Source organism: Kosakonia sp. 1610 (assembly GCF_050435845.1).
In the GTDB taxonomy this organism is placed as follows: Bacteria; Pseudomonadota; Gammaproteobacteria; order Enterobacterales; family Enterobacteriaceae; genus Kosakonia; species Kosakonia cowanii.
On the sequence record NZ_JBNDKZ010000001.1, the window covers coordinates 1,500,360 to 1,515,583 of the forward strand.

A 15,224-nucleotide genomic window follows, 5' to 3' on the forward strand; every position below is an offset into this window, starting at 1 on the left:
GCGTATCTGTTAAGCATAGACCCTGTTGAAAGGGTGTAGAGGACGGTAAAAAAATGATTAATAAATTGATAAATAATGGCTTTAGCAAGCGTAACGCGTTAAATCGGTAAAAGCGCAAAAAATGTATAGGAAATGCCTATTTTTATTATAGGAAGGGCTTAAAGGTGACCGCCCGCTGAAGAATAGGAATTTGCAGGCTCCCGAGGCGATCGATCTTTTATATGATGAGCGCACTTTTACCGCGCTCACGCCAACGAGCGCCCCTATAAGGAAAAGAGTGATGCAGACACCATCTACCCTGTCATATATCGATAGCGGCAGCGGCTTACCCCTCCTGCTTGGTCACAGCTACCTGTTTGATAAAACCATGTGGTCACCGCAGATGACCGCGCTCGCGAAGCAGTTTCGCGTCATCGTGCCTGACCTGTGGGGACATGGTGAATCCCCCGCGCTGCCCGCAGGGAAAAGCTCCATGGCCGATCTCGCCGCCGATCATCTGCAGATTATGGATGCCCTTGGCATTGAGGAGTTTGCCATCGTCGGGCTGTCGGTAGGGGGAATGTGGGGCGCAGAACTCGCCGCAATGGCTCCGGAACGGGTTAAAGCGCTGATGCTGATCGACACCTTTATTGGCAGTGAAACGGATGAGGCGCGTGAAAAGTATTTCGCCATGCTTAACGCCATTGACGCTGCTGGCACCCTTCCCCCGCCGCTGCTGGAGTATGTGGTTTCGCAGTTCTACTCGCATAATGCCGATCCATCTGATGTTCAGGCGCTCAAGGCCCGGCTTGGTGCACTCAGCGCAGAGCAGCTGCGCGAGAGCATTGTTCCGCTTGGCAAGCTCATTTTCGGGCGGCCCGATCGTATGGCGATGCTGGAGAAAATCAGTTGCCCGGTGCAGGTTGCCACCGGAGAGCTGGATTTACCGCGCCCGCCGCTGGAGGGCCAATTGATGGCGGAAAAAGTGGGCTGTGAATTTAGCCTCATCCCCAGCGCGGCCCATATTAGCAACAGAGAAAACCCGGAATTTGTTACCCGGCTGATTATTGATTTCCTCACCCGTTACGCTTAATTGGCATTTTTATCTTCAGGGTGCGTCTTTTTCCTTCCGGCGCGCCCGCGCTATTTTCATCATGGCCGATGATTTATTGGCAGCGCGGAGTTGGTATTTAAACAATTAATGCTTTTATTGCGGCATAAAAAACAAAACCCGGCGATCGCAGGCCCGTTTCACGGCGGTTTTCTCAGACAGTATAGAAATAAATTTTTGATGTTTTATCAGCGATAACAAGAAGATAACAAAAACCCAAAACAAACCAACAGATAATAATATGCCGTTAATACAAATATTACGCCGATAACGCTAACCAATTATATAGATTTAAGCGATCGGTTTTGTAATAGCAATAGATAGAGGCTATCAAACAGCAACAGATCGATCACTTAAAACAATTTTCAAATGTGATGATTGCGTAGGTAAAATTGCACTCTTGTATATTGGAAAAGTCCTGTTCTTTTGAGTAGGGAGCTTAATCAGGGAAATGAAATCAATAATAGTCGATATTGCTGATAAGAAACTTCTCGTGACGGCAGAATTTCTGCCGGTGACCGATCTGTCGGGGAAAAATATTCTTTGTTACCAGACGAGCGCGCGTTTTTTTGAATACAGCGATCGCCCTGCACTCCCCCGTCCGGTAGAGATAACATGCGGGCAGCCGCCGAGCGTGGCCGAATTTATTTTTACAACACTGTGCCAGCTGGCGAAAAAGAAAGAGACGCTCTGTTTCTCCTTTACGTTACCGCCGCAGCGGCTGAACGATAGCGATTATCTCGCCACGCTTCATCATCTCTGCACCCGCCATGATGTCGCAGCGGATCGTATCGAGATTGTTCTTGATAAGCGCATCGCGCACGCGGAGCTGCAACAGAGCCTGCCCTTTTTGCGCGAGATTAAAGCGTACGGTTTTATGCTGGGGCTGCACAATCGCGCAGAGCACCTTCTGCAGAGTGGCGACAGCGAGTGGCAAAGCCTCTTTCCTGCCGTTAAAGGCTATGCGTTACCCCACGCTCTGACCCTTTCACAGCTGCAGTTATGGGAAAATCTCAGCAGTTAACGCCCTGCGCTCGCCTTTACGGTGACGGCGTTTCCTTCCCCTGGCTACAGAGGATCGCTTTGTCATCGGTGTGGTTTTTATCTGAATAGAAAAAGGCTTTTTTACCGCTTCCCAGTTGCGTAATGATATGGATCGCAACCCAGTTTGTTTCTGCGTTCTGATCCTCTTTATCACTGTAAAAGAGCGAACGCCCGGTGTACTGATCGCCAATCTCATACGGCTTCTCTTGCGGATCGCTGAAGTGCCGCCCGTTTACCGTCAGCCCGTTGGGCTCCACCTCAACGCTGTACTCATCGCAGAGCAGCGTGATACCGGCTGACCACGAGCAGGCAGAGAAAAGGGCAAAGCAGCCCGCGGCAATAATCCTGACCATAACCACTCCCTTTAATTAAACGGCAAAACGCCCCTGAAACGGGGCGTTAAGAAAGATTAGCTGTAGAGCGAAGGTTCGCCGATCGGGCGCGTTTTGAAACGCCGGTGGATCCATAAATACTGTTCCGGTGCGCGCAGGATTTCACGCTCAATCACCCGGTTCATATAGCTGGCTGCGGCAAATTCGTTATGGGCCGGATAATCATCCAGCGCCTGGCCGATGTGCAGCGAGTAGCCGGAGCTGTCCTCTTTACGCACCATTGTTACGGTCAACATCTTCGCGCCGGAGAGGCGGGAAAGCACGAACGTACCGTTGGTGGTCGCTGCGTCTTTGACCGAGAAGAATGGCGCGAAGCTGCTGCCCTTACGGCCATAATCCTGATCCGGTGCAAACCACACGGCTTCGCCCTGCTTCAGCGCCTGCACCAGCCCTTTCAGGTTGCGGCGATCGATCATCGATTTATTGGAACGCATACGTCCACGGGTTTGCACCCACTCCATCACCGGGCTGTTATGCGGGCGATAGGTCGCCATCATCGGCTGGCAGAGCCCCATCACGCGGCCACCAAGTTCCAGCGACATAAAGTGCACGCCCACCACCATAACACCCTGGCGGCTTGCCTGCGCGGCCTGCAAGTGCTGATAACCGTCGACATCAAACCAGCGGCGCACGCGTTTATCGGACCAGAACCAGGCCATGCCGGTTTCAATCAGGCCCATGCCCAGCGAGACAAAGTTTTTGGCGATAAGCGTTTCACGTATCTCGTCGCTCATATCAGGAAAACAGAGTTCGAGATTACGTTTTGCGATCTTCTCGCGGCGTTTGAGGAAGCGGCGTGATTGTCGCCCCAGACCGGCGCCAAGACGCGAAAGAAAAGGATAAGGGAGTTGCACCAGCAACCAGAGAAAACCCAGACCAGCCCAGGTGAGCCAGTAACGCGGGTGGAGAAAAGCTAATTTAAATGCCGTCATTCATCAATCCTTCAAGCATGTATCCAGTAGCGCTTAAAGAGACAATGAAGAACTTCATCAAGTCATTACGCGTTACAGCCCAATCGCTTGCATCAGAGCGCAAGCGTTACATCCCGTAGCGCGTAATATAGCACGGAGTGCTAATGGGTTATCTTAAGAATAGTGAATAAATCGTGAAGATTTTCGGCGGTAACCCGCCGAAATCACTTCAGACAACGGCGGTGGTCAGGCGTGAAGAGCAGCAGAGGCGCGCCTGCTCATCGAAGATATCGATCTGCCACACCTGATGGCGGCTGCCGGTATGCAGGGCGCTGCAGACGCCGCGCACCCGACCGCTGCGCACGGGGCGCAGGTGGTTGGCATTGACCTCTACACCGACCACCTTTTGCTCCCCTTCCGTGCAGAGATAGCCCGCCACCGAGCCGAGGGTTTCAGCCAGCACCACCGACGCGCCGCCGTGCAGCAGGCCAAAGGGCTGATGCGTGCGCGCATCGACAGGCATCGACGCTTCCAGCGTATCGTCGCTGATGCGCTCAAAATGAATATCCAGCAGGCCAACCATATTGCCGTCGCCCATGGCGTTGAGCGCTTCCAGCGTAACCGCGCGTTTCCAGATCATCACACCATCTCCAGCAGTGCCTGTAACGGATGGCGCACACCGTTTCCTTCAATGCGCTTCACCTGGCTGCGGCACGAATAGCCCGTCGCCAGACAGCGGTTGCGCGGAAGACGCTGCATCGCCTGATGCCACGACAACTCATAGATACCGAGTGAATTGGCGTGGTTCTTCACTTCGTGGCCATAGGTGCCGGCCATCCCGCAGCAGCCAACGCTGACATTTTCCAGCTGTGCGCCGAAACGCGCGAAGATAGCCGCCCACTGCGCAGGCGCGCCGGGCAAGGCGGTCACTTCGGTACAGTGGCCGAAAAGATACCACGGCTCGCCGCTCACGGTGCGTGGCTCAACCTTTTCGAGCACGGCGGGCAGCCACTCATGCACCAGCTGCACATGGAAATCGCCGCGTTTATCCGCCAGCGCCAGCTTGTACTCATCGCGATAACAGAGCACCAGCGCCGGATCGACGCCAACCATCGGCATCCCCAGCTCCGCAACGCGGTTGAGGAAATCCGCGGTCTTCTGCGCCGTCTTCGCAAAGCGATTCAGAAAGCCCTTGATGTGCTGCGCTTTGCCGTTCGGTGAAAAGGGCAACACTACCGGGCGGTAACCTAACCGCTCTACCAGGCGGACAAAATCCGCCACCACCTGCGCGTCGTAATAACTGGTGAAGGGATCCTGCACCACCAGCACCGTTTTCGCGCGCTGCTCTTCGCTCAACGCTTCAAGCTGCTCCAGCGTCATATTGGCCGAGTGATGGCCGACCATCTGCCGCTGCAACGACGGTACTGAGAGTAACGGCAGATCGACCATGCCGATATGTTTCGCCGACAGGTTTCGTACCCATGGCTGGCTCATAAAGAAGTTGAAAGTCTTCGGCGCACGCGCCATCAGCGGTGCATAGTTTTCGACCGTCGCCACCAGATGATCGCGCAGCGGGCGCAGATAGCGACCGTGATAGATTTGCAGAAAACGGGAGCGGAACTCCGGAACATCAATCTTGATTGGGCACTGGGTCGAACAGGCTTTGCAGGCCAGGCAGCCGGACATCGCCTCTTTCACCTCGTGGGAGAAGTCATACTCGCCGCGGCGCGCATGCCAGCTGTTGCGGGTGCGCTCAATCAGGGTGCGCAGCGAGGCGCGTTTTTCCGGCAGCTCTCTCTCAAGCTTCAGCGGATCGATACCGCGGTCGGCCAGCAGGCGCAGCCATTCGCGCACCAGCGTAGCGCGCCCTTTCGGTGAGTGAATGCGGTTGCCGGTGATCTTCATCGACGGGCACATCGGGCTTTTGACATCAAAGTTAAAGCACAGCCCGTTACCGTTACACTCCATCGCCCCACGCCAGGCCGTGCGCGAAGTGGTCGGGATCTGCCGATCAAACGTCCCGCGCTTAACCGCATCAACCTGCTTCATCGGCGCATCAAGCCCCTCCGGCGGGCAGATTTTCCCCGGATTCAGGCGGTTCTCAGGATCAAACGCCGCTTTGATTTTCCTGAGCTCACCATACAGCGCCTCGCCGAAAAAGGCCGGGCTGTACTCGGCGCGGAAACCTTTACCGTGCTCGCCCCACAATAACCCGCCATATTTCGCCGTCAGTGCCACCACCTCATCAGAGATAGTTTTCATCAGCACTTCCTGCTGCGGATCGCACATATCCAGCGCCGGACGCACGTGCAGCACACCGGCATCAACATGACCAAACATGCCGTAGCTCAGCCCGTGCCCGTCGAGCAGCGCGCGAAACTCAACAATGTAATCTGCCAGGTGCTCCGGCGGCACGCAGGTATCTTCCGCAAACGGAATTGGCTTGGCCGCCCCTTTGGCATTCCCCAATAGGCCAACCGCTTTTTTGCGCATCGCATAGATACGTTCAATCGCCGCCAGCTCATCGCAGCGCTGCCAGCCAATCACGCCGCCTTCGCCGCTCGCCATCAGCTCATCCAGCCGCTGACAGAGCGAGGCGACCTGTGCATCGATCAACGCTTCATCATCCCCGGCAAACTCGACGATATTGAGGCCGAGCAGGGTTTTGTCCGGCACATCGGTAATCAGCTCTTTAACCGAATGCCAGACGATATCTTCCCGCGCCAGGTTGAGCACTTTCGAGTCAACGGTCTCCACCGACAGCGCGCGCGCCTCGACCATAAAGGGGGCGTTACGCAGCGCGGAGTCGAAGGAGTCATATTTGATGTTCACCAGCCGGCGCACTTTCGGCAGGCGGGTAATATCGAGCCGCGCTTCGGTAATAAAGGCCAGCGTCCCTTCCGAGCCGGTCAGCACGCGCGTCAGGTCAAACTCGGTCATCTCGTCATTAAAGACGTGGCGCAAGTCGTACCCGGTGAGAAAGCGGTTGAGTTTCGGAAAATTATCGACAATCAGCTGGCGGTTATCGCGACAGCGCTCGAGCACGGTTTTATAGATGCGCCCGATAGCGGTGCTGGCCTTGCCGAGGGTTTCGGCCAGCGCAACCGGCATCGCCTGGGTATCAAGGATATCGCCGCCCAGCAGCACCGCGCGCAGCCCGAGCACGTGATCGGAGGTTTTACCGTAGACCAGTGAACCCTGGCCGGAGGCATCGGTATTGATCATGCCGCCAAGGGTCGCGCGGTTGCTGGTAGAGAGCTCCGGCGCGAAGAAGAAACCGTACGGTTTAAGAAACTGGTTAAGCTGATCTTTGATGACGCCCGCTTCAACACGCACCCACCCCTCTTCGGGGTTAATCTCAATAATGCGGTTCATATAGCGGGACATATCAACAATGATGCCCTGATTCAGCGCCTGGCCGTTGGTGCCGGTACCGCCGCCGCGCGGGGTAAAGACCAGCGCCTTAAAACGCGCTTCGGCGGCGAGACGCGTGATCAGGGCAACGTCTGACGTTGAACGGGGGAAGAGAACGGCGTCGGGTAGTAGCTGGTAAATACTGTTGTCTGTCGCCATGGTTAGCCGGTCGGCGTAACTGGTGGCGGTATCACCTGTAAAACCTTGCTGCTCCAGTGCTTGCAAAAAATTGAGCACCAGTTGAACGACGCCTGGTGCCTGGGAAATCTGTGGGATCATTATGCTTGACCCTGCCTGACAGTTAATGTTGTTAAAAGTTAATCGTTTGCTTTAAGCCCTCATCGTTGTATCACATTTTTTTCTTAGGTGCTCAGCAGAATTGCAGGCAGAATCAGGCGGTGCAAACCAGCGCATATCGCTTCGCATAATAATGGGTGCTTGCCTGCCGCACCGCCCCTTCAGTACTGGAAAGGTGAATAATGGATAAAGTTGATAGTCGTCACTCCAGGGATGTGCCGCAATTAATGCTGTCGGTACTGTTTTTAGCCCTGATGATCATTGCCTGCCTGTGGGTGGTGCAGCCGTTTGTGCTCGGCTTCGCCTGGGCGGGAACCGTGGTGATCGCCACCTGGCCTTTGCTGCTGCGCCTGCAGCGATTACTCTTCGGCCGCCGCTCGCTGGCGGTGCTGGCGATGATGCTGCTGCTGATCCTGCTGTTTATTATCCCGGTCGCCCTGCTGGTCAATAGCCTTGTCGACTCCAGCGGCACGGTGATCCACGCCGTGACCAGCGGCGTCTCCTCACCGCCGGATCTGGCATGGTTGAACAGCATTCCGCTGGTGGGCAGCAAGCTCTACGCCGCCTGGCACAGCCTGCTCGATATGGGCGGTAGCGCGATTATGGCGAAGCTACGTCCCTACGTCGGGACCACAACAACGTGGTTTGTCGGCCAGGCCGCGCATATTGGTCGCCTGATGCTGCACTGCGGCCTGATGCTGCTATTCAGCGCCCTGCTTTACTGGCGCGGTGAGCAGGTGGCAGAGGGTATTCGCCACTTCGCTTTCAGGCTGGCGGCCGAGCGCGGCGATGCTGCGGTGCTGCTGGCAGGCCAGGCGATCCGTGCCGTCGCGCTCGGCGTGGTGGTAACGGCGCTGGTTCAGGCGGTGCTGGGCGGTATCGGGCTTGCTGTCTCCGGCGTGCCTTACGCCACCCTCTTTACCGTGCTGATGCTGATGACCTGCCTGATTCAGATCGGTCCGCTGCTGGTGCTGGTACCGGCGATTATCTGGCTCTACTGGAGCGGTGATTCGACGTGGGGAACGGTGCTGCTGGTATGGAGTGCGGTGGTGGCAACGCTTGATAACTTTATCCGCCCGGTGCTGATTCGCCTCGGGGCCGATCTTCCGCTGATCCTGATCCTCTCCGGCGTTATCGGCGGCCTGGTAGCCTTTGGCATGATTGGCCTGTTTATCGGCCCGGTGCTGCTGGCGGTCTCCTGGCGTCTCTTCTCCGCCTGGGTTAACGAAGTCCCGGCACCGAAGACGCCCTCAGACGACGCGCTGGCGCAAGTCGACGATTTAGACAACCCTGCCTGATACCGTTAAGGCGGGGTAGCCCGCCTTAATAATCATTAAGCATTGCTTATCATTTTAACACCGCTACATCACCCATCCTGTATAATCTCCGGTATATCGCCTCTTTTGCAGCATATATTCTTTACCTGCGTTTAACTAATGAGACGAATCTGATCGACGCAAAAATTCCGCATGCCTACTATAAGAGCACGGTTATAAATCAACACCTTGATTTATAAGCATGGAAATCCCCTGAGTGAAACAACGAATTGCTGTGTGTAGTCTTTGCCCATCTCCCACGATGGGCTTTTTTTTATCCTTTTTTTATTGATAGCGCTAATTTCAGACGAAACCCGCTTTGCATAGCGGGTTTCGTCTGAAATTAGCGACTTACTTCACAATTACTCATCATTCGCCATCGCTGCGGCAACACTTTTGTCTGCCCGGTTACCGTCACGGTTGCGCGCCCGCGAATGTCTGCCGATGAGGTGCCAATCTGCAACTCAAACTCGCCAGGCTCGACAATGCGCTTTCCGTCCCGGCGGGTGAAGTTGAGCATATCAACCGGTAGCGTGAAGGTGAGCGTCGCCGTCTCACCGGGGCTTAACGCCACGCGCTGAAACGCTTTTAACTCCTGCACCGGCCGCACCATCGAGGCGACGTTATCGCGCACATAGAGCTGCACCACGTCACTGCCGCTGCGCTCTCCGGTATTGCTTACCTTCACGCGCAGCGTAATTTCGCCGTCGATATCGACCTGACTGCTCGCCAATTCAGGCTCGCCGTAGGCAAACTGCGTCCAGCTCTGTCCATAGCCGAAGGGGTAGCGAGAGCCAAAGTGGAAGGCGAAAGGCGTCCCGCCGCTCTTCAGTTTATGGTTGTAGTAATAGGGCATGGCGCCCGCGCTCTTCGGCACGCTCACCACCAGCCTGCCCTGCGGCTCCGCACGCCCGGTGAGCACATCGGCAATTGCCCATCCACCCTCCTGCCCCGGTGCCCATGCCATCAGCAGGGCAGCGACGCGCGTTTCCAGCCCCTGCAGGTTATACGGCCGCCCGCCGGTCATCACCACCACCACCGGCTTGCCGGTTTCTACCAGCGCCTCCAGCAACTGCTGCTGGACGCCGGGCAGCGTCAGGCTATCGGTGTCAGAGCCCTCACCGACCGTGCCACTCTGAAACAGGCCAGCGAGATCGCCCACGCAGGCAATCACTACCTCACTCTCTTGCGCCGCGCGCACCGCGTCAGGGATCAGGCTTATATCCTTTGAGACCGGCGACGCCTGCATCGGTTTTCCTGAGGCATCGCCCGGAAAGACCGGCGCGCCCGCCATCCGTTTTTCAATGATATGGCACCCTTTGGCGTAACGAACCTGCGCCTCACCAAGGGTCTGGCGCAGGGCGGCAAGCGGTGTGGTGACTTGGGACGTCTCCTCCAGCATATCGCTGATAATCAGATGCACCGGGAAGCTATAGCCGCTCAATAAGGCCAGCGGATCGTCGGCGGTCGGGCCGATAACCGCTACCTTCGGCGCGCCGCTCAGGGGGAGCACGCCGTTGTTTTCCAGCAGCGTCAACGAGCGGGTCGCCACCTCGCGCGCCACCTGCCGTGTCTCCTCCGCTTGCAGAACAATCTTCTGTTCGTCGCTGTAGGGGTGTTCAAACAGGCCGAGGCGGAACTTCACCGCCAGCAGTCGCGCGACAATCTCATCCACTTTCTCCATAGTGATAAGACCGCGCTCCACCGCCTGCGCCAGATGACGCGCGCAGTCATCTTTCGGCAACTCGACATCGAGCCCGGCGTTAAAGGCCAGCGCCGCCGACTCGGCGGCATCATGAGTAACGCCATGATGCTGGTGCAACAGGCTGACGCCGCCATAATCGGCAACAATAATCCCCTCAAAGCCCCACTGTTCACGCAGCACGGTGGTGAGCAGGAAACGATCGCTGTGGCCCGGCTGGTTATCGATATCGTGATAGGCGGGCATCACCGATCCGGCATTGGCGCACTTCACCGCCATCTCAAACGGCAGCAGGAAGGTGTCGTTAAGCTCGCAAAAACCGAGATGCACCGGCGCGTGGTTGCGTGCCCCTTCACTGAATGAGTGGCCGACATAGTGCTTGAGCGTCGCCAGCATATCGCCCTTCTCGCCCTGCAACCCCTCAACGTAGGCGCAGGCCATCACGCCGACCAGCCATGGATCTTCGCCAAAGGTCTCTTCCGTACGCCCCCAGCGTACATCGCGCGAGACATCCAGCACCGGCGCCAGCCCCTGTTTACAGCCGGTCGAGCGCGCTTCATCACCAATGTGCTGCGCGGCGCGTTTAATCAGCTCCGGATCCCACGTCGAGCCGTAGTTGAGAGAGGAGGGAAACAGCGTGGCGTCTTTACACAGCAGCCCCACCAGGCACTCTTCATGGAACAGCGCCGGGATGCCAAGGCGCGTCTCCTCCATCAGCGTTTTTTGCAGCCGGTTGGCGGCGCGTACACCCTGTTTCGCCTCGACAATATGTGTACCCAGCGGGCGGGTAATTTGCCCGACGCCGAGTTTCAGCCGCTCCGCCCGCGCCTCCTGAGCGCTTACACCGGCAAATTCATCGCTTAAATCGGTCCGCTCGCGGTGGTCGCCCTCCTCTGAGAGCACCAGCCACAGCCCATGCATCTGGGCGAACTTCTCCTCTGGCGTCATACGGGCAAGAAGGTCAGCCACGCGTTCGGCGACGGGGCGGTTTGCGTCTTTGTAAATTGCGGTCATCGGGTCACTCCTGTGTTGCTGAGATCCGGGGTGGTTTGCGCGTCGGCGGCTTCATTACTGCCACCGCGTTTTTGCAGAAGTTCTTGTGCGATGCTGTCAGCGACGCTGCTGTTGAGTTTGTAACGGGTAAGCAGCAGCACCATGCAGATAAATAACAGGCAGGGAATCAGGGTAAACAGCGCATTGATGGTGGTGAGCACGGTTGCGCTCTGCTGAGCCTGGTTCGGAATATAGTCAACCGCACCGAGCACCCAGCCCACCACTGCGCCACCGAGGGCAAGACCAAATTTAATGGCGAAGAGCGCGGTGGAGAAGACCAGCCCGTCGAGGCGGCGTCCACTGCGGTGCTCTTCATAATCCACCACGTCGGAGAACATCGTCCATTGCAGCGGCGTGGTCAGGTTCTGAATAAAGCTGAAGACAATATTGAGGGTGAAAATAAGCCACACCTGCGATGGCGGAATGATAAAGATCAGCGCGGCAAAGATGACAAAAGTAATAATCGTCCACTGGTAAGCGCGCACGCGATCGAATTTACCGAGTAGACGCGCCGATAATAGTGCGCCGGTGAGTGAAGCCAGCATGCCGGAGACAATAAAGGTGAAGACCATTTCCGGGCGCAATAACACATATTTGACGTAATACATGGTGGCTGAACCGCGGGTGACGACGGCGGTCAACAGCAAAATATTAAACAGGAAAACAATGCGCCACTGGCTATTTGCCGCCAGCAGTTTGAGATCGCCTATCATCGAGCCGGAAGTGTCATTACGCGGCGTAAAGCGTTCGCGGGTCATAAAGAAACAGCTAAAGAAGAGCACAATCCCCAATACGCCCATCATGCTCATGGCGTAGAAGTACCCCTTCTGCACGTTGCCATCGCCGAGATGCGCCACCAGCGGCAGGGCAATAACGGTAACAATCAGACCGCCGATAAACGACAGGCCAAAGCGCCAGGATTGCAGCGAGTGGCGCTCGTGCGGATCCATGGTCAGCGCGCCGGGCATGGCGCAGTAAGGCACGTTAATCGCGGAGTAGATAAAGCTGAGAATGGCATAAGTGATGCAGGCGTAAATAATTTTTGCCGTGGCGCCCGCCTCCGGTACATAGAAAGTGATGACGCAGCTGACGCCGAAGGGAATAGCAAACCAGAGCAGCCATGGGCGAAAACGACCATGACGTGTTTGCGTGCGATCCACCAGCGCGCCGATACAGGGATCGACAAACGCATCAATAACGCGAACGACTAAAAACATAGTGCCCATAATGGCGGCGGGTAAACCAAAAACATCGGTATAGAAATAGGCGAGAAATAGCGTCGCCGTTTGCCACACCAGGGCGCTTGCCATATCGCCGAGGCCATAGCCTATTTTGTCTTTCGTACGCAGGACAGAGGAAATTGTCATTGTTATTAGCCTTGTGAGGTGAAAAATTATTTCATCCTGGTGCGTTATTTCTTATCGCACCGCTCACTACAGGCTCAAGTATTAGAAGAAGGCAGCATCGGAACAATTGCAATAATTGCCAGGCTTTTTACGTTTTTTAGTTATTGTGATCGGCCACATATTCGCAGCTGAAATAAAAAAATCCCCGACATTGTGCCGGGGATTTTGTTTTCGCCGTTATTTTTTCAGTTCGGCGAGGCTGAGCCAGGTTTGCACCACCGTATCCGGATTGAGCGACAAACTGTCGATGCCCTCATCCATTAACCACGCGGCAAAATCCTCATGGTCGGACGGCCCCTGGCCGCAGATGCCGACATATTTGCCCTGCTTTTTCGCCGCGCGGATCGCCATCGACAGCAGCGCTTTCACCGCATCGTTGCGCTCGTCAAACAGCTCCGACACTACGCCGGAGTCGCGATCGAGGCCGAGTGCCAGCTGGGTCATGTCGTTTGAACCGATGGAGAAGCCGTCAAAGTGCTCGAGGAACTGCTCTGCCAGCAGCGCGTTCGACGGAATTTCGCACATCATAATGATCTTCAGCCCGTTCTCGCCGCGCTTCAGCCCCTGGCGCGCCAGCTCATCCACCACCGCTTTCGCCTGGTCAACGGTGCGCACAAACGGGATCATGATCTCGACGTTGGTTAGCCCCATCTCGTTGCGCACGCGTTTTACCGCTTCACACTCCAGCGCAAAGCAGTCGCGGAAGCTATCTGCCACATAACGGCCCGCGCCACGGAAGCCGAGCATCGGGTTCTCCTCTTCCGGCTCGTAGCGCTCACCGCCCACCAGGTTAGCGTATTCGTTAGATTTGAAATCGGAAAGGCGCACGATAACGCGCTTCGGCCAGAAGGCTGCGCCGAGCGTCGCGATCCCCTCCGTCAGGCGACCGATATAGAACTCAACCGGCGAATCGAAACCCTTCATCATTTCGCGGATTTCGTTTTGCAGCTTCGGCTCCTGGTCGTCAAACTCCAGCAGCGCGCGCGGGTGCACGCCGATCATACGGTTGATGATAAATTCGAGACGCGCCAGCCCGACGCCTTCGTTTGGCAGACAGGCGAAGTCAAAGGCGCGATCCGGGTTGCCGACGTTCATCATGATCTTCAGCGGCAGATCCGGCATGGTGTCGACGCTTGAGCTTTTCACGCTGAAATCGAGCAGTTCGGCATAGACATAGCCGGTGTCGCCTTCAGCACAAGAGACCGTCACTTTTTCGCCGGTTTTGATGCGATCGGTGGCATCGCCGCAGCCGACCACCGCCGGAATACCCAGCTCACGGGCGATAATCGCCGCATGGCAGGTGCGCCCGCCGCGGTTGGTGACAATCGCCGCCGCCTTTTTCATGATCGGCTCCCAGTCCGGGTCGGTCATGTCAGTGACCAGCACGTCGCCAGGCTCAATCAGGTTCATCTCGCTAATATCGTGGATCACTTTCACCGTGCCCGCGCCGATGCGGTGGCCGATGGCGCGCCCCTCGGCGATGATCTTGCCCTGCGCATGCAGGGTGTAGCGCTCCATCACCTGGCCGCGCGAGCGTACGGTTTCCGGACGCGCCTGCACAATAAAGAGCTTGCCAGTGTGGCCATCTTTCGCCCACTCGATATCCATCGGGCGGCCGTAATGTTTTTCAATCTGCACCGCCTGTTTCGCCAGCGCCTGCACCTCCTCATCGGTCAGGGAGAAGCGATCGCGGTCGGCCTGCGGCACATCTTCAATCTGCACCTGCTTGCCATGCTCCTGATTCGGCGCGTAGACCATGCGGATTTTTTTCGAACCCATGGTGCGGCGCACAATCGCCGGGCGATCGTTGGCGAGCGTCGGCTTATGCACGTAGAACTCATCCGGGTTGACCGCGCCCTGCACCACCATTTCACCCAGCCCAAACGCAGAGGTGATAAACACCACCTGGTCGAAACCGGATTCGGTATCAATGGAGAACATCACGCCCGAAGAGGCGAGATCGGAGCGCACCATGCGCTGCACGCCCGCCGAGAGCGCCACGCCACGATGGTCGTAACCCTGATGCACGCGATAGGAGATGGCGCGATCATTAAAGAGGGAAGCGAAGACATGCTTAATCGCCACCAGCACGGCGTCATAGCCCTGCACATTGAGGAAGGTTTCCTGCTGACCGGCAAACGAGGCGTCCGGCATATCTTCTGCGGTGGCGGAGGAGCGCACGGCAAACGAGGCCTCTGCGTCATCTGCCGAAAGTTGGGCGTACGCTTCATGTACCGCCTGTTCCAGCGCGGGCGGGAACGGGGTATCCACAATCCACTGGCGGATCTGCGTCCCGGCTTTCGCCAGTTCGGAGACGTCGTCGATGTCGGTTTTATCAAGCAGTTCATAAATACGCTGATTTAAACCGCTCTGTTCGAGGAACTGATTAAACGCGTCGGCGGTGGTCGCAAATCCATTCGGTACGGAGACGCCCATACCGGAAAGATTAGTAATCATTTCACCCAGGGAGGCATTTTTGCCTCCAACTCTGTCTACATCATTCATGCCGAGTTGGTCATACCAAAGCACCAGCGGTGACGAGCCATTGTTGGACATCGAGACAATCCTTTTGTGATATATGAAGGGGTACATAACGTCT

At 56.5% G+C, this 15,224-nt stretch carries 10 protein-coding genes and 1 other RNA gene; 4 read left to right on the forward strand and 7 right to left on the reverse strand.

Annotated elements, in window-relative coordinates; genetic code table 11:
• Nucleotides 1–280 precede the first annotated feature (280 nt).
• Both ABIC80_RS07225 and ABIC80_RS07230 read left to right on the forward strand, forming a co-directional pair.
• Complete coding sequence (locus tag ABIC80_RS07225; RefSeq protein WP_305205882.1) at nt 281–1,072, forward strand: alpha/beta fold hydrolase; 792 nt, start codon at nt 281–283, stop codon at nt 1,070–1,072.
• 469 nt (nt 1,073–1,541) lie between these two features.
• A complete protein-coding gene (locus ABIC80_RS07230; RefSeq protein WP_429176253.1) occupies nt 1,542–2,114 on the forward strand; it encodes a hypothetical protein in 573 nt (190 codons plus the stop codon).
• 16 nt (nt 2,115–2,130) lie between these two features.
• On the opposite strand, the gene ABIC80_RS07235 is transcribed toward ABIC80_RS07230, so the two are convergent.
• The 4 genes from ABIC80_RS07235 to ydiJ all read right to left on the reverse strand — a co-directional run bounded on the left by ABIC80_RS07235 (nt 2,131) and on the right by ydiJ (nt 7,130).
• Complete coding sequence (locus tag ABIC80_RS07235) at nt 2,131–2,487, reverse strand: hypothetical protein (RefSeq protein WP_225975728.1); 357 nt, start codon at nt 2,485–2,487, stop codon at nt 2,131–2,133.
• A gap of 56 nt (nt 2,488–2,543) precedes the next feature.
• Nucleotides 2,544–3,458 carry a kdo(2)-lipid IV(A) palmitoleoyltransferase gene (gene lpxP, locus ABIC80_RS07240; protein WP_023481826.1) on the reverse strand — a complete coding sequence of 305 codons (915 nt, stop codon included), beginning with the start codon at nt 3,456–3,458 and terminating at the stop codon, nt 2,544–2,546.
• Between the two features lie 208 nt (nt 3,459–3,666).
• A complete protein-coding gene (menI, locus tag ABIC80_RS07245; RefSeq protein ID WP_042715208.1) occupies nt 3,667–4,077 on the reverse strand; it encodes a 1,4-dihydroxy-2-naphthoyl-CoA hydrolase in 411 nt (136 codons plus the stop codon).
• Complete coding sequence (ydiJ, locus tag ABIC80_RS07250; RefSeq protein WP_429176254.1) at nt 4,077–7,130, reverse strand: D-2-hydroxyglutarate dehydrogenase YdiJ; 3,054 nt, start codon at nt 7,128–7,130, stop codon at nt 4,077–4,079. Before ydiJ ends, menI begins: the two co-directional genes overlap by 1 nt.
• 200 nt (nt 7,131–7,330) lie before the next feature.
• On the opposite strand from ydiJ, the gene ydiK reads away from it, so the two are divergent.
• Entirely contained in the window at nt 7,331–8,446 is a 1,116-nt protein-coding gene (gene ydiK, locus ABIC80_RS07255; protein WP_200133131.1) for an AI-2E family transporter YdiK, read from the forward strand.
• A 188-nt stretch (nt 8,447–8,634) separates the two neighbouring features.
• Nucleotides 8,635–8,742: antisense sRNA RprA (gene rprA, locus ABIC80_RS07260), an RNA gene on the forward strand.
• Nucleotides 8,743–8,807: 65 nt separating this feature from the next.
• Here rprA and ABIC80_RS07265 read toward each other — a convergent pair.
• The 3 genes from ABIC80_RS07265 to ppsA form a co-directional block, all read right to left on the reverse strand.
• Entirely contained in the window at nt 8,808–11,180 is a 2,373-nt protein-coding gene (locus ABIC80_RS07265; protein ID WP_429176256.1) for a glycoside hydrolase family 3 N-terminal domain-containing protein, read from the reverse strand.
• The gene (locus ABIC80_RS07270) at nt 11,177–12,586 is read right to left on the reverse strand and encodes an MFS transporter (RefSeq protein ID WP_429176258.1); all 1,410 of its coding nucleotides are present in this window, start codon (nt 12,584–12,586) and stop codon (nt 11,177–11,179) included. The genes ABIC80_RS07265 and ABIC80_RS07270 overlap by 4 nt, the downstream gene beginning before the upstream one ends.
• A 216-nt stretch (nt 12,587–12,802) precedes the next feature.
• Nucleotides 12,803–15,181, reverse strand: coding sequence for a phosphoenolpyruvate synthase (gene ppsA / locus ABIC80_RS07275; RefSeq protein ID WP_288876888.1), 2,379 nt, complete (start codon nt 15,179–15,181; stop codon nt 12,803–12,805).
• Nucleotides 15,182–15,224 lie beyond the last annotated feature (43 nt).